18 protein-coding genes, 1 tRNA gene and 1 pseudogene are annotated in these 15,980 nt (G+C 63.4%); 11 read left to right on the top strand and 9 right to left on the bottom strand.

Annotation, left to right across the window (positions count from 1 at the left end; all coding sequences use genetic code 11):
- Nucleotides 1-191 precede the first annotated feature (191 nt).
- Both ACT6SE_RS18685 and ACT6SE_RS18680 read left to right on the top strand, forming a co-directional pair.
- A complete protein-coding gene (locus ACT6SE_RS18685; protein ID WP_046432715.1) occupies nt 192-503 on the top strand; it encodes a hypothetical protein in 312 nt (103 codons plus the stop codon).
- Between the two features lie 40 nt (nt 504-543).
- A tRNA-Ile gene (locus ACT6SE_RS18680) sits at nt 544-619 on the top strand.
- A 413-nt stretch (nt 620-1,032) separates the two neighbouring features.
- Here ACT6SE_RS18680 and ACT6SE_RS18675 read toward each other — a convergent pair.
- From ACT6SE_RS18675 to ACT6SE_RS18655, 5 genes are all read right to left on the bottom strand, one after another.
- Nucleotides 1,033-1,602 carry a YdcF family protein gene (locus tag ACT6SE_RS18675; RefSeq protein WP_046432713.1) on the bottom strand — a complete coding sequence of 190 codons (570 nt, stop codon included), beginning with the start codon at nt 1,600-1,602 and terminating at the stop codon, nt 1,033-1,035.
- Nucleotides 1,603-2,084: 482 nt separating this feature from the next.
- Nucleotides 2,085-2,645: a fasciclin domain-containing protein gene (locus ACT6SE_RS18670; protein WP_046432710.1), complete on the bottom strand. Its 561-nt coding sequence runs from the start codon at nt 2,643-2,645 to the stop codon at nt 2,085-2,087.
- Nucleotides 2,646-2,822: 177 nt separating this feature from the next.
- Entirely contained in the window at nt 2,823-3,074 is a 252-nt protein-coding gene (locus ACT6SE_RS18665; RefSeq protein WP_014648542.1) for a hypothetical protein, read from the bottom strand.
- 91 nt (nt 3,075-3,165) lie between these two features.
- On the bottom strand, nt 3,166-3,411 hold the full coding sequence (locus tag ACT6SE_RS18660; RefSeq protein WP_014648541.1) for a hypothetical protein: 246 nt from the start codon (nt 3,409-3,411) through the stop codon (nt 3,166-3,168).
- Nucleotides 3,412-3,900: 489 nt separating this feature from the next.
- Nucleotides 3,901-4,293 (bottom strand): DoxX family protein, encoded by a 393-nt coding sequence (locus tag ACT6SE_RS18655; protein WP_032958324.1) that lies wholly within the window; start codon nt 4,291-4,293, stop codon nt 3,901-3,903.
- A gap of 117 nt (nt 4,294-4,410) precedes the next feature.
- Between ACT6SE_RS18655 and ACT6SE_RS18650 the strand changes: the two genes are divergently transcribed.
- The 3 genes from ACT6SE_RS18650 (at nt 4,411) to ACT6SE_RS18640 (ending at nt 6,075) form a co-directional block, all read left to right on the top strand.
- Nucleotides 4,411-4,830: an H-NS histone family protein gene (locus ACT6SE_RS18650; protein WP_046432707.1), complete on the top strand. Its 420-nt coding sequence runs from the start codon at nt 4,411-4,413 to the stop codon at nt 4,828-4,830.
- A gap of 49 nt (nt 4,831-4,879) precedes the next feature.
- Nucleotides 4,880-5,287: a hypothetical protein gene (locus ACT6SE_RS18645; RefSeq protein ID WP_014648538.1), complete on the top strand. Its 408-nt coding sequence runs from the start codon at nt 4,880-4,882 to the stop codon at nt 5,285-5,287.
- Nucleotides 5,288-5,451: 164 nt separating this feature from the next.
- A complete protein-coding gene (locus tag ACT6SE_RS18640) occupies nt 5,452-6,075 on the top strand; it encodes a hypothetical protein (protein ID WP_227864596.1) in 624 nt (207 codons plus the stop codon).
- 287 nt (nt 6,076-6,362) lie between these two features.
- Here the strand turns inward: ACT6SE_RS18640 and ACT6SE_RS18635 are convergent, their stop codons facing one another.
- Both ACT6SE_RS18635 and ACT6SE_RS18630 read right to left on the bottom strand, forming a co-directional pair.
- Complete coding sequence (locus ACT6SE_RS18635) at nt 6,363-7,004, bottom strand: glutathione S-transferase family protein (protein ID WP_046432704.1); 642 nt, start codon at nt 7,002-7,004, stop codon at nt 6,363-6,365.
- Between the two features lie 86 nt (nt 7,005-7,090).
- Nucleotides 7,091-7,360 (bottom strand): annotated as a pseudogene (locus ACT6SE_RS18630) (helix-turn-helix domain-containing protein); the annotation flags it as partial.
- Here ACT6SE_RS18630 and ACT6SE_RS18625 point away from each other — a divergent pair.
- From ACT6SE_RS18625 to ACT6SE_RS18615, 3 genes are all read left to right on the top strand, one after another.
- Nucleotides 7,325-7,486: a hypothetical protein gene (locus ACT6SE_RS18625; protein ID WP_239669251.1), complete on the top strand. Its 162-nt coding sequence runs from the start codon at nt 7,325-7,327 to the stop codon at nt 7,484-7,486. The pseudogene ACT6SE_RS18630 and the gene ACT6SE_RS18625 overlap by 36 nt on opposite strands.
- Nucleotides 7,483-7,719 carry an EamA family transporter gene (locus tag ACT6SE_RS18620; RefSeq protein ID WP_235319628.1) on the top strand — a complete coding sequence of 79 codons (237 nt, stop codon included), beginning with the start codon at nt 7,483-7,485 and terminating at the stop codon, nt 7,717-7,719. Before ACT6SE_RS18625 ends, ACT6SE_RS18620 begins: the two co-directional genes overlap by 4 nt.
- Before the next feature lie 453 nt (nt 7,720-8,172).
- Entirely contained in the window at nt 8,173-8,625 is a 453-nt protein-coding gene (locus ACT6SE_RS18615; RefSeq protein ID WP_014648535.1) for a PA2169 family four-helix-bundle protein, read from the top strand.
- Between the two features lie 91 nt (nt 8,626-8,716).
- On the opposite strand, the gene ACT6SE_RS18610 is transcribed toward ACT6SE_RS18615, so the two are convergent.
- Nucleotides 8,717-9,388 carry a response regulator transcription factor gene (locus ACT6SE_RS18610; protein ID WP_032958333.1) on the bottom strand — a complete coding sequence of 224 codons (672 nt, stop codon included), beginning with the start codon at nt 9,386-9,388 and terminating at the stop codon, nt 8,717-8,719.
- Between the two features lie 312 nt (nt 9,389-9,700).
- On the bottom strand, nt 9,701-9,802 hold the full coding sequence (locus tag ACT6SE_RS18605; protein WP_014038605.1) for a class III lanthipeptide: 102 nt from the start codon (nt 9,800-9,802) through the stop codon (nt 9,701-9,703).
- 489 nt (nt 9,803-10,291) lie between these two features.
- Here ACT6SE_RS18605 and lanKC point away from each other — a divergent pair, with 489 nt between their 5' ends.
- Genes lanKC through ACT6SE_RS18590 form a run of 3 tightly spaced genes read left to right on the top strand, consistent with a single transcriptional unit; the run spans nt 10,292 to nt 15,976 of the window.
- Nucleotides 10,292-12,973, top strand: coding sequence for a class III lanthionine synthetase LanKC (gene lanKC / locus ACT6SE_RS18600; RefSeq protein ID WP_444811037.1), 2,682 nt, complete (start codon nt 10,292-10,294; stop codon nt 12,971-12,973).
- Nucleotides 12,970-14,613 carry an ABC transporter transmembrane domain-containing protein gene (locus tag ACT6SE_RS18595; RefSeq protein WP_046432699.1) on the top strand — a complete coding sequence of 548 codons (1,644 nt, stop codon included), beginning with the start codon at nt 12,970-12,972 and terminating at the stop codon, nt 14,611-14,613. Before lanKC ends, ACT6SE_RS18595 begins: the two co-directional genes overlap by 4 nt.
- A 37-nt stretch (nt 14,614-14,650) precedes the next feature.
- Complete coding sequence (locus ACT6SE_RS18590; protein ID WP_046432697.1) at nt 14,651-15,976, top strand: ABC transporter permease; 1,326 nt, start codon at nt 14,651-14,653, stop codon at nt 15,974-15,976.
- The last annotated feature ends 4 nt before the right edge of the window (nt 15,977-15,980 follow it).

The raw sequence follows: 15,980 nt of genomic DNA, 5'->3' as shown, positions 1-15,980 counted from the left end.
CCCGACGGGGCTTGCCGATGACGCATCTGCCGTTTGAATTTTTCCTGCGACGGTCGCACGCTGATCGCGCAGATGCTCAACACATCCCGTAGGCGGGCCGGTCATCACCGGCGCCGATGCAAGCGCGCGGCAGGTCACGTGCAACTCATACGGCCTGCGGCATTGATTCGTCATGCATCTGGAGTCACGCCATGAAGGATGTGGAGCACGATGTTCCCGAGCCCGTGCAAACCGATTTCCCGCCGCTGCTGGACTGGGATGAGGTGATGCGGGATGAGTGCGAGGATCGATTGGGATTTGCACGCCGTACGACGTATGCGCTGCTGACGCTGTCGGAGGCCGGATTGCTTGCCGGCTTCAGCGGCGACAACCAACAGGGACTGGAGCAGATCAGAAGGATGGTTGCGTTGTTCCAGGCATGCCTGAGGCGGCAGGTATGGCTCGCGGAAGCGGCGGAGAGGCGGCTGGGGCGTATTTCGGAGGCGTTTGCCGCCGCCGGGTAGCCGATCGAGCGCGGCCTCCACTACACTGTGACGCTGCGCCGGGCCTATAGCTCAACGGTTAGAGCAGGGGACTCATAATCCCTTGGTTCCAGGTTCGAATCCTGGTGGGCCCACCATAAGAAGCAGGTGCTTGGGCGTCGGGCCCGATGCCTCTACCGCGTCGGCGGAAAGAACATTGGAAATAATTCTCGGACGCCGATAGGGTTCCACGGGATTTACTGCGCATCGACAGGCAATGGACACTTGTTGCCATGACAAGGAAGGCAGCAAGAAACGAATTGGTTGGTCCTCGCCGGCAGGTGCGCGGAGAGTACACGGAGGCGGCCACGCCGGCTGGCTCTATCGCCAGGACCATATCTCCATGGTAACGCTCGAAAGCGGCAAGATAATGGCCTACAGGGAGTACTGGGATCCTTACGTTGCGCTGAGAGACTTCGGGCTGGTCAGGCCCGGTGTTGCCGCTCGGTAGCCCTGAACAGCACACGGCGTCGTGGCGTGATGCGTGCAGCGTGCCTTGGCAGCACCTGGATCAGCTTTCTGGAAGCTCGATCAGGAATCCCCTCCTTATGTAGTGCGGGATCTTCACGTACTCGGCCCTGACGCGTTCGGCGAACTCCGGATCCAGGTGCCAGTCACTCTTGTCCACCGCGAAATAGTTGACCCACTGCGCGGTAACGATTGGCCCTGGCCAATGACGGGCCAGTGTCATCAGATATCGACGCGCGGAACAGATTTTTCCGATGGCAATGACGCTCCGTCTCTCTTCGAGAGGCAGCATGCGCTCGGCAAGCTCGCGCGAGCGCCATACGTTCTCACCAGTGTTCATGGCGAACGGCTCGATGATGAGCACATGCTCTGGAATTCCCAACTCCATGAGGCGGGTAGCCATGGTTTCGGCTTCTGAATCGTGAAGACCTGCGGTCATGCCACCGGAAACGACTGCCTTCCGGAACATTCTCTTGTGCCACAGGGTGACTACTGCCTGGCAGAAATCCTCCACTCCGTGCCGAGTTCCGAAGATCAGTGCGAGATCTGAGCGTACTGCAGGGCGCTCCGGCATGACGTAGTCGCCTATGCGCTCGATGTCTTCCAGTTGCATGGCTGCTTCCCTCATGGTCAATTTGGCTGGCTTCTAAGTTGACCACTGGAGTATTACGGCCTGTGGGTTCTCGAGTTGGTACGAAGACCCTCTTCGACGCGCAGGTCAGGGGGGCGGCCCACAATCTGGTGGTGCATCTCCTGGATACCCCGCATGACATTCGTCGTGATCGCGTCCGCCAGCGCAGTCGCGAGAAAGGCGCAACGTTCCCCATGGAGGTACCCGCTGCCTTCTTTGAGCTGGCGAGCCAGCATTGGGAACCGATGGACCCAACCGAATGCGAGATCTACGACGTCAGGCAATCACCTGGAATCCAAGGCCCCCTTCTGACTGACAGGGATACCAAGGCCCCAACGCCGCTGCACGCTCCTGATACATGAGGTAGCGCGTCATCGCCCCGCAGCCGCGATGCTGATTCATGGGAGGAGACGGCGGCAGCCGCAATGCGGCTGCCGCTCATGTGGACGTCCTGCTGCTTGCAACTACTTCGGCATCAACACGGTGTCGATCACGTGGATCACGCCATTGGACTGGCCGACGTCGGCGATGCTGATCCCCGCCTTGCCGCCCTTGGCATCGATGACCCACAGCTTGCCGTCATGCAGTGCGACGGTGAGGGATTCACCTTCAACGGTCTTCAGCGTGGCCTTGCCGCCGTGCTTCCTGGCATCGGCCATCAGCTGCGCTGAACTGTAATTGCCTGGCACCACGTGGTAGGTCAGGATCTTGGTCAGTTGTGCCTTGTTTTCAGGTTTCACCAGCGTATCGACCGTACCTGCGGGCAGCTTGCTGAAGGCTGCATTGGTGGGCGCGAAGACGGTGAAGGGGCCGACGCCATTGAGGGTATCGACCAGGCCCGCTGCCTTGACCGCAGCGACCAGGGTCGTGTGGTCCTTGGAGTTGATGGCGTTCTGGACGATGGTCCTGGTGGGATACATCTCCGCTCCGCCGACCATCACGGTACTGGCGGCGAAGCTCATTGAAGTGGCTGAGACGAGTACGGCGAAGCTGACTGTGGCGGCTATCCGCTGAAGGGCTTTCACGGCGCGTTCCTCTATAGGATGCCCGCAAGGCGCGGGCATCCTACATACGCGCTGGCGCGGCCCTTGGATGCAGGCAGATGCATCAGTGCGCGTTGTCGCTTGAAACGTCGCAGCGTTGTAAAAGCCGAGTGAACGACTGCCCCAGCCGGCGGCTACGCAGTACGAACTGCGCGCCGCTCAGCGGCGCGGATGGCGGATGTCGGAAGCGCAGCCAGAAAGGCGCGCGTTGCTGATGGCCTGGCGGACACCACAGCCACGGCATGACAGCACGGTTCCACCGGCAACGTGTTCCATCTCATGCTCGTCCCACACGCTCGTCGATCCGCAGGCGGTGCAGGTGGCGACGATCTGCAGTGCGCGGGCCAGGTCGCCCTGCTCCCCAGCCTTGTAGGTGAGATCGGTGATCTGAAAAATGCCGGTATGACTCATGGGAATGCCGGGGGGTGCTTGTTGACGAACGATAGGGCCCACCGGGTATCGGTCGTGTCGGTGCTGTGTTGATGGATGGTTGAAGTGCAGGCTATTCGTCGCTGCGTCGATTGAGCTCTTCAAGCCGTGCGCGGCTGACTGACTGGTGATTGCCGCAGGTTGGGCAACTGAGGGCGGCCGCACCGTCGAGATCGACAAGGCCATGGTTGGGAATGGCCCTGAACTGCCAGGAACACTTGATGCAGGAGCAATCGATTCGGGTGACCTGCAGCAGGGTGCCGTCTGCCCGCGTCACTCCCTCGACGCTGATTACGTAGAACTGTCCGATGTCACGCATGAAGATGAACGAAATTCCTGAATCCGTAGGGCGCCATCATGCTGTCTTGTGGGCCATCTGGGACAAAGGTGGCTTGGTCGAATTCTGAAGAGTTAAGAATTCGAGTGACGATGCGGAATGGTGTCGACCCATCGCCAGCATGCCGGTGTCACCGCGCGGGGTCGTCGACCACAGGCATGCTGGGCGTGCGGATGCTGATTCCGATCCCGACAGGAGATCGCATGATGCGCAGTGCTTGTGCGTTCTTCGTTCTGGCTGCATCGCAATGCGTTCGGGCATTCGCGTCCGACGCTGGCGAATCACCCAGGTCAAGACGCCGGCGCCGATCATCGATGGCCTGCAGTACAAGCGCGCCTTCAATGTGGCCGGACCCTCACGGCCGAGGGTTACGGTGCCATCGAGTTCCTGGATGCACAGGGCAAGGTGATCCACACGCTGGCGCCAGAGGCCGAACTTCGCCGCTAGCGCGTGCACACTCCGAATCGAGGCTTACCCGCGCCGACCGCGCCCGTCGATGCTGTAGCGCCCGGCCCCGGTGCAGGCCAGCAGCAGGAACCCACCGGCCAGCCCCAGGTTCTTCAGGAACATGATCTGCTGGGTCTGGTCGGCGAAGTTGTGGTGGAAGATGAAAGCGGTGACCAGGCTGAAGCCCACCAGCACGATCGACACCAGCCGGGTCTGGAAGCCGAGCAGGATGCACAGACCACTGCCGATCTCGAAGGCGACCGTTGGCCACAGCAGGATGCCGGGCACGCCCATGGCTTCCATATAGGCCTGGGTGCCGCTGAGATCGCCGAGCTTGCCCAGCCCGGAGACCAGGAACAGCGCCATCAGCAGGATGCGCGCAAGCAGGTAGGCAAGCGAATGCGATGAGGTGCTCACAGGGATGTCCTCGGGGATGGCCGACGAAGGCGATCGGAGCCCACCCGCAGTGAAGCCCGTGTCTACGCGGGGGCAAGCCGCCTTGACAGGCGCCGCGCGGCAGTAGACCTTTCCAGCATGACGATCGATATTGAATCGCTCAGCCTGCGGGAGCTGGGCGCCTTGGTGGTTGCCGCTGAACAGCGGAAGCAGCTGATTTCCAACCGCCGTCCTGCCAGCGCGGTGCGGCGTATGCTGAAAGCCGCCGCGGCGGAAGCGGGATATACCCTCGAAGAACTCTTTGGCGATGAAGCCATCGAAGCGGGCGCACCCAGCCGGAAACCGGCACGGCGCAGAACCGGCAAATTGGCCGCCAAATACCGAGACCCGGAATACAAGCGGCTGACCTGGTCCGGCCGCGGGCGCATGCCGCGTTGGCTCGCTTCCAGGATCCAGAAGGGCCACAAGGTCACCGACTTCCTGATTCCCGGGTTGGCGCGACCGACGGCGCGCAAGGGCAGCCCGATCGGCAAGCGCACGGTCTTCAAGAAGGATTGAACCTGCCACGCTGCTACCCTGCCGGGGTCTTTGAACGAAGGAGCGCGGGATGGCACACGATGCAGGCAGGACGATCACGCCCACGATGCTGTATACCGCCGCGGCAGCGGCCGTGCTGGTCAGCCTGCTGGCCTGGGCGGTGGAATGGAGCGGGATGGCCTATGTCTGCCCATATTGCCGCGTGCAACGCACGGTCATCGGCGTGCTGGGCCTGCTGACGCTGTTCGCGCGCCCGGGCGGCATCGTGGTGCCCTGGCTGTCGTACAGCGCGGGCGCCTTCGCGTTCGTGGTGGCGGCGATGCAGCACTTCAACGGTTGGAAGCGCATTTCCGCCGGCGACTTCAGTTTCAACGAACAGTGGTACATCGATCCGTGGCTGCTGTCGGGCTGCGCGATGCTGGTCCTGGTGGCGCAGCTGATGCTGGTGCAGGCCGCCTGCCGGCGCAGGTTGCACTGACAGTGTCGTCGCTGCGGGAGAAGTGCCGGGTATGGCAAGCGCTCTCAATCCTTCAAAGCGGTAGTGAGATCGCGTGTGGCGCGCGATGCTCATGAAGTATGCCGTCGCACAGGATCCTCTACATACTGAATCCATCGGGCAACATGGCACGAAAGTTCAGCGTCATGCGTGATCGTGAAGGCGGCATCCGTTGCGACAAAATGGAACCCGGCGCGATGGATTGCGAACCCTTCGTCATCATCGACGAGCTCCCGGTCGAGCAACCGGCGATCAACTATCTTCAGTTCAAGCGCATAGTCGCTCAATCGGTGATCAGCCTGTCTGAGCCCGGCTACCCGACCAATGTGTACGATGACATCCAGAATCCGCAGAGAAGGGATGCGGTCAGCCAGCATCTGGGGCAGCGTTTCGAGACTTACATCTACCTGGCTTCCGGCGCGTACTCGCTTGGCATCGATGTCTGGGCGCCGCAGAAGATCCGCTATGCTGACGGGTCCACCGCTTCCTACAACTACAGCATGATCAACCGTCGCTGGGAGCCCAACGCCCTCCTTTACAAGGACAGGTTCGGTAACTCCATTCCGCTTAGCGTTACACAGTTGAGCGAGGGGCGAGGCGGCGTTACGCATCGCTTCGAATTCCCGAATGGGAATGCCACCGATATGGGAAGCTTCGTCAATGCGCTCAACAACATCGGTGTCCCGGTGACGGGGGCGGGCAATCAGTCTGTCACCTGCACCAGCACGATCAGGCTGACCGAGGTCAAGGTGACCTGCAACCGGAACTGATGAGGAATAGATCGATGCGAGTTTCACCAGGCCTGGGTTCCACGGTCATATTCGGTACTTCCTTTGTGGGAGCACTGCTATGCGGGTTCGTGTTTCCATCCATGTCGGCAGGTTCCCCGGAGCTGACCCCTTGGATGTTCAACGGCCTGCTGGCGTGCGGTGCGGTTGCGCTTTTTAGTGCTCCCTTTGGCTGGCGGGGTTACCTGAACTGGAGATCGCGTCGATTGAAGTAACGCATGGGGCCTGCGTGACTGCTGGCCCCTTGTTACCTGGGAGGAGGCGCAGCGCTAGGCGTCCTGGAAAACCGCCAGCTGCGCAGCAAACGCACGCTGGTAGGCGGGCCGCTGCGTGGCCCGGGCCACATAGGTGGCGACCTGTGGGTACTCGTCGAGCAGGCCGCTGCTCTTCAGGCGCAGCAGCACCGAGACCATCATCAGGTCGCCCACGCTGAATTCGCCGTCCAGCCACGTTGTCCTGGCCAACCACGTCGATAGTTGGGCCAGCCGCGTCCGGACCCGCTCATCGAGCATTGGCAGCCGTTGCGCGTACCAGGGTTGCTCGCGCTCAAGCACCCAGGCCATGGAGCGCTCGACGATGGGGGGCTCCACCGTGTTCAGCGCAGCGAACACCCACATGATCGCGCGCATGCGGGCGTCCGGATCGCGCGGCAGCAGGCCGGGGTGCTGTTCGGCCAGGTGCAGGGCGATGGCGCCGGATTCGAACAGGGTCCGGTCGCCCTCCTGCCACGTGGGAATCTGCCCGAACGGATTCCGTGCCAGGTGCGCGGGCTGCTTCAGCTCGGCGAAGCTGAGCAGTTGTACGTCATAGGCCACGGCCAGTTCCTCCAGCGCCCAGCGCACGCGCATGTCACGGGCCAGGCCCTGGCCGCGGTCGGGGGAGGCGGCGAAGGCGGTGAGGATCGGTGGCATTGGAGCGCTCCTGCAGGCCGATGGGCCTGCCTTTCCTGTTCCGACGAGCGACGGGGCGGGAAATCGACAGCCCTCGATGCGGGCCTTCACCCTGCCCGATGCTGCTCCCGATACTGATCGGGCGTGCACTGCGCGTGCCGCTTGAACATTTCGGCAAACGCGCTGACGCCTGAATAGCCCAGCTCCCCGGCGATGCGGCTGATCGGCTTGCGTGTGCACAGCGCCTCGGTGGCGCGCACGAACTTCACACGCCCACGCCGGCCGCCGAGTGACATGCCCAGTTCACTGCGCGCCATGCGCTCCAGCATGCGCACGCTCATGTGAGGCCGCTGCGCGATCTCGGCCACGGATTCGGCCGTGCATTTGCCGCCTGCATCGTGCTGATGCAGCGCCGGAAGATTCCGCTGACGGTGCTGGAGTCACTGTTCCTGCAGGCCACGGCGGCGTCGCTGATCCTGCTGCCGGTGCAGCTGCCGGAGTGAACAACCTGACCGCGGTGGGCTGTTTCGGTTTCGCTGCGGTGTGTGCATCGATCCTTGCGCCCCTCAGCTGGATGACCGGTCTTTCGCGCTTGGGCGCGGCGCGCGTTTCGGGATTCTTCAACCTGGTGCCGATCGTGACCGCCGCACTGGCGGTGATGCTGCTGGGTGAGTCACTCAGCGGATGGGGTGCTGGGTGGCAGCCTGCTGGCGGTGTCGGGTGTGGTACTCGCTGAATATGCCGCCAAGCACGGGTGCGGAAGGCCGATGCGGCCCGATATTCCAGCAAGGTCTGCACGAAACGTGCACCTCACGTCGACGTTGTGCGATGCCGTTGCGCTTCAGTCTGGCAACCCCATTCCCCGCCCGCGCAGGAGCCCATCGATGAATACGCCTGGAAAGCCGAGACCCACCTGGAAGCAATGGCACGTGCTGCTGGTGATCCTGGCAATCGCGCTGCTGGTCACTCTGATCATCGTCACCGTACCGTGGTAACGCGTGCAACGCGCTCAGATTCCGTGAAAGCCGACGATGCTTGAAATGACGAAGTCAGCAGGTGTTTCGCATGGTGATGCGTGCATCAATTCGTGCTCACCTGGTTGGCACACGCGATTGCACACAGTGGGGTCGAAGGCAATGCAGATGCACTGCCATTCTCCACTGACTTTCGAGCACACAGGAGCGACGCCATGAGCACCCAGTCCACCATCGAACATCGCCTCAACGACCTGATCGAAATCGCCCGCGATGGCAAGTCGTTCTATGAAGAAGCGGCCACCAAGGTCAAGGATGCCGAGCTGTCGGCACTGTTCACCCGCATCGCTGGCGTCAAGGGCCGCATCGTGGCGGCGTTGAGCGGCTCAGTGGCCGCCAGCGGTGGCAAGCCGGCCGAACATGGCACCGTGGTCGGTTCGATGCAGCAGTTCTACGGCAAGGTTCGAGCCGCTTTCGGTGACACCAACTATGGCTACGTGGCTGAACTTGAAGAATCCGAGGACCGCCTGCTGGGCGCGTTCAAGGATGTGCTGCAGGACAACGAGCTGCCGCCGGCCGTGCGCCAGGAAGTGACCCAGCTGCTGCCGGAAGTGCAGGAGTGCCACAACGTCATGCGTGCGCGAAAGCACGCAATGAAGGCCGCCTGACCGCAGCGGTCGGCCCAATCAGCGGGACTGGCAGCCGGGGCGGTTTACCGCCCCGGCTGTTGCATTTGCGGCCCGCGCCGATGGCCTTTGATCAGGCCGCGTCGTCGTTCAGCATGTAGCCCAGCCCACGCTTGGACTCGATGCTGACGCTGGCCGAGCGCAGGGCACGGCGCAGGCGTGATACGTGCGGATCCAACACGGTGGTACCGCCGTCGGCGCCGGCCAGGTGCACGGCAGCACTCAGCACTTCATGGCGGACGATCCGGCCCTGGCGGGCGCAAAGGGCTTCCAGCAGCAGCAGCTGGCTGCGCGGCAGGCTCAGGGGCGCACCGCCTACCAATGCCATGCGGTTGGAAAAATCGAACGTGAAATTGCCGATTCTCAGAATGTGGCCGGCATCAGCGTCGAGGCGCCGGGTAATCGCGCGCAGCCGCGCGGCCAGTTCGTCGAACTCGAACGGCGTGGGCAGGTAGTCATCGGCACCGGCATCCAGGCAAGCGATGCAGTCGGCAGCGTGGTTGTGGCGCCCCAACAGCAGAATGGGCAGCCAGGTACGCAAGCCGCGCACGATCTGCACCAGCTTCAGTGAATCGCCTTCGGGCAGCCAGCGGTCGAGAATGAGGGCGCGGTACTCCACGGCCTGTACCGCGGCCTTGGCCAGTGACCAGGTTGCCACGAGGTCCACCAGCATGTTGCGGCTCTGCAATACGTTGCGAAGCGCCTGTGCAAGTTCGGCGTCGTCCATGGCCACGAGGATGCGCATGCTGCGTCTTTTCCTGATTGCTGGATCCGGCGGGCGTGCAGGCGCACTGCGTAGCGTCCGTCATGGTGGTGAGGTCGCAGCGGGGCCGAGCAACGGTCACGGCTGCAGCAGGTGCTGCAGCTGGCTGATCATCCCCCCCCGGGATGCCTGTCCTGGCATTGGCAGATGCAGGACGCGCAGCGCGGGCAGCGGACGGCTGCCTGCCAAGCGATCTCTACGTCGTATGGAGACCTGCCACGTGGCGGTGCATCACGCTGTGGCAGATGTCGAGGTGGTGGGCGCGCACCACCACCTCAGGCAAGCCGGAGAGGCTTAGCCGTTGCAGCAGTTGCTGTCGGAGCTGCTGCAGCTGTTGCCCAGGTTTTCCTGCTGGTTTTCGATCATCAGGCGCTGCAGATTCAGGACGCGATTCATATCAACTCTCCTTAGTCGTACATGGGATCGGGAGGCATGCGTGCCTCCCACGCGTTACGCAATGAAATGATTCACTGCGCGATTGCACCACGCAATCTCAAAGCCCTGTTGCAGTTGCTGAAGAACCCCGGTCTATACGTGGCGGATGGAAAATGGCATTGCCGATTGGAATGAGTCAAGTCAATTGTGGAATGAGAATCGCCTGCGCAATGTAGCGGCAAGGTACGGTGGCAATCATCGATCTGCAGGGACATTCCGGGCGGCTGCATTGCAGCGATAGCCGGCGGATTTCACGCCGTGCTTACGAATGAAGCAGGCAGGGAATCCGCATTCCGCATTTTGCGATGCCTGCAGGCTGGAGCGCCCGCAATGCATCCATCGCGCATGTGCGAGGCGTTCGGGGATGTGTGCACCGGGCAAATGAGCCGTGGAACCGACCAGGGAGAGACGATGTCAGCGCGTCAACGATCACTGCGTGAAGCACGCCACATGGACAAGGCCGCCTATGTGGGGGGCGACGAGCGGTTCTACGAATTGAGCTACAACCAGTACCGGCCCAGCGAAGATTTCCGCAGTATCGTTGAAGCGGAGATCGAGGCGGCCGGCATGGCGTGGACGATCCATCGCATCGGTGTCTGGTCGCACCTGGCGACGCATGGCGACCCGGTCGCCGGCAACCTGCCGCCGCAAGGCTGGAAGATCCACGTTTCAGCCACGCAGGAGAACTGCCAGCGGTTGCTGCGCACCGTCACCCGGATGGCCCTGGCCGAGCGCGTGAAGTTCAAGTTCGCCAATGACATGAACACGATGCGCATGATGAGCTCCAAGCGTTGGCCACGCGGTGGCTCAGGCAAGTTCATCACGCTCTATCCGCTGGACCTTGCGGTCTTCACGCGCTTCATCGAGCAGCTGCATGGGGCGCTGAAGGACGAAGATGGCTCGTACATCCTGTCCGATCGACGCTACAAGGACTGCCGCTGCCTGTATTACCGCTATGGCGGCATGCGCCAGGTGTACCGGCTTGATTTCATCGGCCAGAAGGTGCCGATGCTGGTAGCGCCCGACGGCAGCCATGTTCCCGACCTGCGCAATCCCTATTTCGAGGTGCCTGCCTGGGAAACCGACCCGTTCCCCAGCGAGGATGATCCCGGCGAGATGACGTTGAAGGAGGGCCGCTATCAGGTGCAGGCCGCGCTTGGGTTCTCCAACACGGGCGGGGTCTACCTGGCATTGGATCAGGTCACCGGGGAGGAAGTGGTCATCAAGGAGGCGCGGCCGCATGTGGAAATGCACGGGGAAGGGCTCGACGCCACCAGCCGGCTGGCACGCGAACGACGCAATCTGGAACTGCTGGGCCCGGTGGGCGCCTCGCCGCGCTGCCTGGATGCATTCACCGATTGGGAAAACAGCTATCTGGTGGAAGAGCGCCTGGATGCATTCGATCTTCGCGAGCTGATGCTCAAGCACTCGCCGCTGATGAAGGCCCGTCCCAGTGCACGCGATGGTAGTGACTACTACGGGATGTGCGTGACCATCTTCACCGGTCTGCTTCGCGCGGTCGACCGCGCACACAAGGTGGGAGTGGTGATCGGTGACATCTCGCCGTCCAACATCATGGTCGACCGCAGCAACATGCGTGTGCGCCTGATCGATCTGGAGGCCGCGTTCCTGGACGGCAGCGATGAGTGGGATGACATCCACACGCCCGGATTCCGCCGGATCATGAAGGGTCGCAAGCGCGCCAGCTGTTTCAGGGATGACCGCTATGCGACCGCGGTGGTGATGTTCTACTGCCTGTTCCCGCTGATGGCCATGGCCTACATCCGTACCGACCTGTTCCAGAAGGTGCTGCCGGTGATGATGGAGGATATCGGCTGGCAGCACACGCCAGTGGCCGAGGTCATCCAGGCGCTGGTGGACGACCGTATCGACCTGGAAGAGGCCGCACAGCTGCTGCAGCAGCCGGCGACCCTGCAGGCGCCGTTCTCGTCGCCGCAGCGCCCGTTACCGGCGCCGCGCCACTGTATCCGGCGGCTGCTCGCGTTCATGGATGCACACAGCCGGCTGCAGCCGGAGCGGACGCTGTTCCCACTTGATCCGTTCGCGCACTCCACCAACACGATGAGCCTTGGTCTGGGGGCGACCGGTGTGATCCACGCCTTCCATGGGGTGGGTCATCAGCCGTCGCCGGCGGTGATGGAGCGCTATGCGCAGGAGCTGCAGGCCCTGGATCGCACATCGCTACCGCCGGGGTTCCTCACCGGCCTTGCCGGCATCGCCTGGTCGGCGCTGCTGCGTGGCGAGGTGGAACTGGCCCGCAGCCTGCTCGACAGCGCTGACAGCAGTGACCTGTTGCATGCGCATCACTCGCTCTATCACGGCATGGCGGGTATCGGAATGGCGCACCTGGCCATGCATCACGCGACCGGCCTGCCCGGGGATCTCGACAGGGCGCTGTCGCTGGCGCGGCGGCTTGCAGACACCGTCCACCACGGAGAGCGGGGTGCCTACTGGCAGGACGAAGGTGGCGTCCGCATCGGCATGGGTTACGGCCAGGCCGGGGTGGCGCTGTTCCTGCTGAGGCTGTCGCAGCTCAGTGGTGATCCGGCATGGCGCGTGCTTGGCGAGCAGGCACTGCGACACGATCTCTCCTACGGCTTCGAGCTGGAGACCGGGGTGACCACCTTCCCCAGCTCACCGGAAGAGGTCAACACCTATGAACCCTATCTGGAGCAGGGGACTGCGGGCATCGCCAAGGTCGCGATCCGTTACGGCCTGTGGCAGGACGTGAATCGGCTGGTGGATGACTTCCATCGCAAGTATTCCGGCTTCTGCGGCCTGTTGTATGGCCTGTCGGGCATGCTGGATGTGTTTGTCGACGCCCATCTCTACTCCGGTGACCCGAGGTACCTGCAGATGGCGGAGCGACCGTACCAGGGCATCGTCGATCTGTATCTGTTCGAGGAGGAGGAGGGAATGGCGGCGGTGCCGGGCGAGAATCTGTTCCGCATTTCCTTCGACCACGGTACCGGCATCGCCGGAGTGATCCGCGCCCTGCATCGGTACGACACGCTGGCGCCGGATGAGTTCTTCCTGGATGCACTCGATGTGCATGGCGCGGTGGTACGGGAAGTGGACGGAGCCGGGGTGGGGCAGGCGGCGATTGCATGAATGCGCGCCCGCACCCGGCCGGACAGCCACTTCAGCGCGAGCAGACCGCGCAGCGGCACAGTGTGCGCGCCATCCTCGCCAGCTTCGCGATCCTGCTCGGCCCCCTCCGCGGGCGCTACCTTGCGGTGGCCGCCACCACCGCGATGTTCGGCGGACTGGGCGGGCTGCTGCATCCGCTGCTGATCCGCGCGATCTTCGACGAGGCCGCCAGCCGGCAGGATTTCAATCGCTTCCTGCTGCTTACCGGTGCATATCTGCTGCTGTGCCTGGTGACCAACCTGGGCAACTACAGCTGCGCGCTGTGGCAGCAGCGCGTGGATAACCGCATCGTGGAGCGCATCGGGACCTCGTTGCTGGCCGCCTACTATGGCCGCAGTTATGACGAGGTGGTGCAGAAGGGGGCTGGCTACTATGTGGCGCGGATCCGCTCGGACGTGAAGGATGGCGTGGTGCCGATGCTGTCGGTCGCACGCACCACCCTGACCCAGGCGGTGACATTCGTCGCCTTGATCGCAGCCCTGCTGATCATCTCCTGGCGTGCGTTCCTGGTGCTGATGGCCATCATTCCCATCGCCACCACGGTCAGCGTGCTGGTCGGCCGACGCATCCGCGAGCTGACCGTGGTGGAGCGTGACCGCGAGGCCGAACTGGTTTCTTTGCTGACCCGGGCCGTGTCTGCCTTCAAGATGGTCTGTACGTTCGGCCTGGGCCCCAGGACGGTGCAGGCCCATGACCGCAGCCTGCGCGAGGTGCTGGATTCGACCTACCAGCGCTTCAGGGTGGTGAGGACCCTGCAGGGTGCGAGCGACCTGACGATGGTGATCTCGGATGTCTGCTCGATCTTCGTCGGCGCACTGTTCGTGTTCCGCCAACAGATGACACTGGGTTCGTTCATCGCCTTCATGAACGCCTTCTGGCGCTCAGCCACGACGCTCATCGGCATCTTCAAGAACATTGCCGAGATGCACAGCCACGGTGTGGTGGTGGTGCGGGTGGCGGAGTTCATGACCGCGCCGGCAGCCGCGGCGTCGGCCACGCACATCGAGGGTGGTCTGCTGGCGACGTCGATCGGCTACGGGTACGGCGCCACTCCCGTGTTTTCGGATTTTACCCTGGCCCTTTCACCCGGTGAACGTGCACTGGTGATTGGCGACAATGGCAGCGGCAAGACGACCCTGGCCAACGTCCTGGCCGGGTACTTCCAGCCCGTCGCCGGCCAGCTGCTGCGACCGGCGCGTATCCGCGCCATCACGCTTCCTCTGCAGTTCCCTCCGCTGAAGGTGCGCGACCTCGGCGCCGATCCGGTGCTGCTGGCGCGACTGGGGATGGACGGCGACGGGATCGCCGACAGCCTGCCGGAAACCCTGTCGGCAGGGCAGCAGCAGAAGATCGCCCTGGCGATGGTGCTGGGCGAGGACGCCGACCTCTACATTCTTGATGAGCCGGTCGCCAACCTCGATACGGCCAGCCGCGAGATTGCGATGGACGCGATCTTCGCACGCAGCCATGGCCGCATGCTGGTGATGATCATGCACGGCGCCGAGGCCTACCGCGCCCGATTCGATCACGTACACGAACTTGGCAGGTCCATGTGGCAACCGGCACGGGTCACGCCCGTGCACGTCCGGGGAGAGGCATGACATGAAGTCGATACAGGGTGCAGAAAAGGGTGCGGGCATGCGCAGACTGGTCTACTGCGCGCAGGTGGCGCTGCACAATACACTGCGGAGCAAGGCCATCACCGCCCTGATGGTGCTGGCCATCGCGGTGGGAATTGGAGCCAGCATGACCACTTTGACCGTGGTCTACCTGCTGTCCGGCGATCCCTTGCCCGGGCGCAGCGGTGACCTCTACTACCCCCAGCTGGATGCCAACCCGAACTCGAAGGGCCGCGAGCCGTACGACGTGCTGGACTATCGCTCGGCCTTCGACCTGTGGTCGTCCGGGCGCGCGGATCAGCAGACACTGGTGGTCACCAATCCGGTCAAGCTGCGGCCCGATCAGGGCAGTGCGCCACCGGTCATCCGCTCATCGATCTCCACCACCACCGACTTCGCGACGATGTTCGCGGTGCCGCTGGCACATGGGCGCTGGTGGTCACGCGAGGAGGATGACGCGCGCGCACGTGTGGTGGTGATCTCGTCGGAGCTCAACGAGCAGATGTTCGGTGGGGGCGACAGTGTGGGGCAGACACTGCGGGTCAAGGACACCGCGATGCGCATCGTGGGCGTGCTCGCGCCCTGGCGACCCTCGCCGCTGTTCTACAAGGTGCGGGGCGGCCGCTTCAGCGGCGGCAACACGTCGGGCTTCTTCGCCTCGGCCGACGATCTGTTCATGCCGCTGACCTCCAGCCTGGAGATCAATGACGGCGACTTCGTGCCGTTCACCTGCTGGTCCACGCCGGAGGAGCGCGGCCGGCTGCAGACCGCGCCGTGTGTCTGGGTACACCTGTGGGTCAAGCTGGACAGCGCCGCCAAGGTGGCCGCCTATCAGCGGTTCCTGCAGAACTATGCCGCTGAGCAGAAGGCCCTGGGCCGGATCAGCCACGCCGACAACACGCGGCTGCGCTCATTGATGCAGTGGCTCGACTTCAACCAGGTGGTACCCAGCGACGTGAAGCTGCAGGCCATCCTGGCCTTCGCCTTCCTCGGGATCTGCATTGCCAATGTGGTCGGTCTGCTGCTGGCGAAGTTCCTGCGCTACAGCGGCGAGATCGGCTTGCGTCGCGCACTGGGCGCAAGCCGCGCGGCGATCTTCCTGCAGTGCGTGGTCGAGGCCGCGCTGGTGGGGGCACTGGGTGGCACGCTGGGCCTGTTGCTGACCTGGCTCGGCCTGAGCGCGGTGCGCAGCCAGCCGGTGGCCTATGCGGACCTGGCGCGGCTTGATACCACCATGCTGCTGTTCACCCTGGCGCTGTCGGTGCTGGCCAGCCTGCTGGCGAGCCTGATTCCCGCGATCCGTGCCAGTGCGGTCCAGCCCATCGCCCAACTGAAGCTTCTGTAGAGGA

It is taken from the genome of Stenotrophomonas sp. LC732, assembly GCF_052446685.1.
GTDB lineage: Bacteria > Pseudomonadota > Gammaproteobacteria > Xanthomonadales > Xanthomonadaceae > Stenotrophomonas > Stenotrophomonas muris.
This window is presented reverse-complemented; position numbering and strand designations above follow the sequence as displayed.

Excerpts from the sequence above, each read along its gene's own strand:
- lanKC (WP_444811037.1), top strand. The coding sequence starts at position 10,292 with ATGGACAAGGCCGCCTATGTGGGGGGCGACGAGCGGTTCTACGAATTG.
- ACT6SE_RS18685 (WP_046432715.1), top strand. The coding sequence starts at position 192 with ATGAAGGATGTGGAGCACGATGTTCCCGAGCCCGTGCAAACCGATTTC.
- ACT6SE_RS18660 (WP_014648541.1), bottom strand. The coding sequence starts at position 3,411 with ATGCGTGACATCGGACAGTTCTACGTAATCAGCGTCGAGGGAGTGACG.
- ACT6SE_RS18635 (WP_046432704.1), bottom strand. The coding sequence starts at position 7,004 with ATGCCACCGATCCTCACCGCCTTCGCCGCCTCCCCCGACCGCGGCCAG.
- ACT6SE_RS18645 (WP_014648538.1), top strand. The coding sequence starts at position 4,880 with ATGGCACACGATGCAGGCAGGACGATCACGCCCACGATGCTGTATACC.
- ACT6SE_RS18640 (WP_227864596.1), top strand. The coding sequence starts at position 5,452 with ATGCGTGATCGTGAAGGCGGCATCCGTTGCGACAAAATGGAACCCGGC.
- ACT6SE_RS18675 (WP_046432713.1), bottom strand. The coding sequence starts at position 1,602 with ATGCAACTGGAAGACATCGAGCGCATAGGCGACTACGTCATGCCGGAG.
- ACT6SE_RS18595 (WP_046432699.1), top strand. The coding sequence starts at position 12,970 with ATGAATGCGCGCCCGCACCCGGCCGGACAGCCACTTCAGCGCGAGCAG.
- ACT6SE_RS18605 (WP_014038605.1), bottom strand. The coding sequence starts at position 9,802 with ATGAATCGCGTCCTGAATCTGCAGCGCCTGATGATCGAAAACCAGCAG.
- ACT6SE_RS18590 (WP_046432697.1), top strand. The coding sequence starts at position 14,651 with ATGCGCAGACTGGTCTACTGCGCGCAGGTGGCGCTGCACAATACACTG.
- ACT6SE_RS18665 (WP_014648542.1), bottom strand. The coding sequence starts at position 3,074 with ATGAGTCATACCGGCATTTTTCAGATCACCGATCTCACCTACAAGGCT.
- ACT6SE_RS18650 (WP_046432707.1), top strand. The coding sequence starts at position 4,411 with ATGACGATCGATATTGAATCGCTCAGCCTGCGGGAGCTGGGCGCCTTG.
- ACT6SE_RS18615 (WP_014648535.1), top strand. The coding sequence starts at position 8,173 with ATGAGCACCCAGTCCACCATCGAACATCGCCTCAACGACCTGATCGAA.
- ACT6SE_RS18610 (WP_032958333.1), bottom strand. The coding sequence starts at position 9,388 with ATGCGCATCCTCGTGGCCATGGACGACGCCGAACTTGCACAGGCGCTT.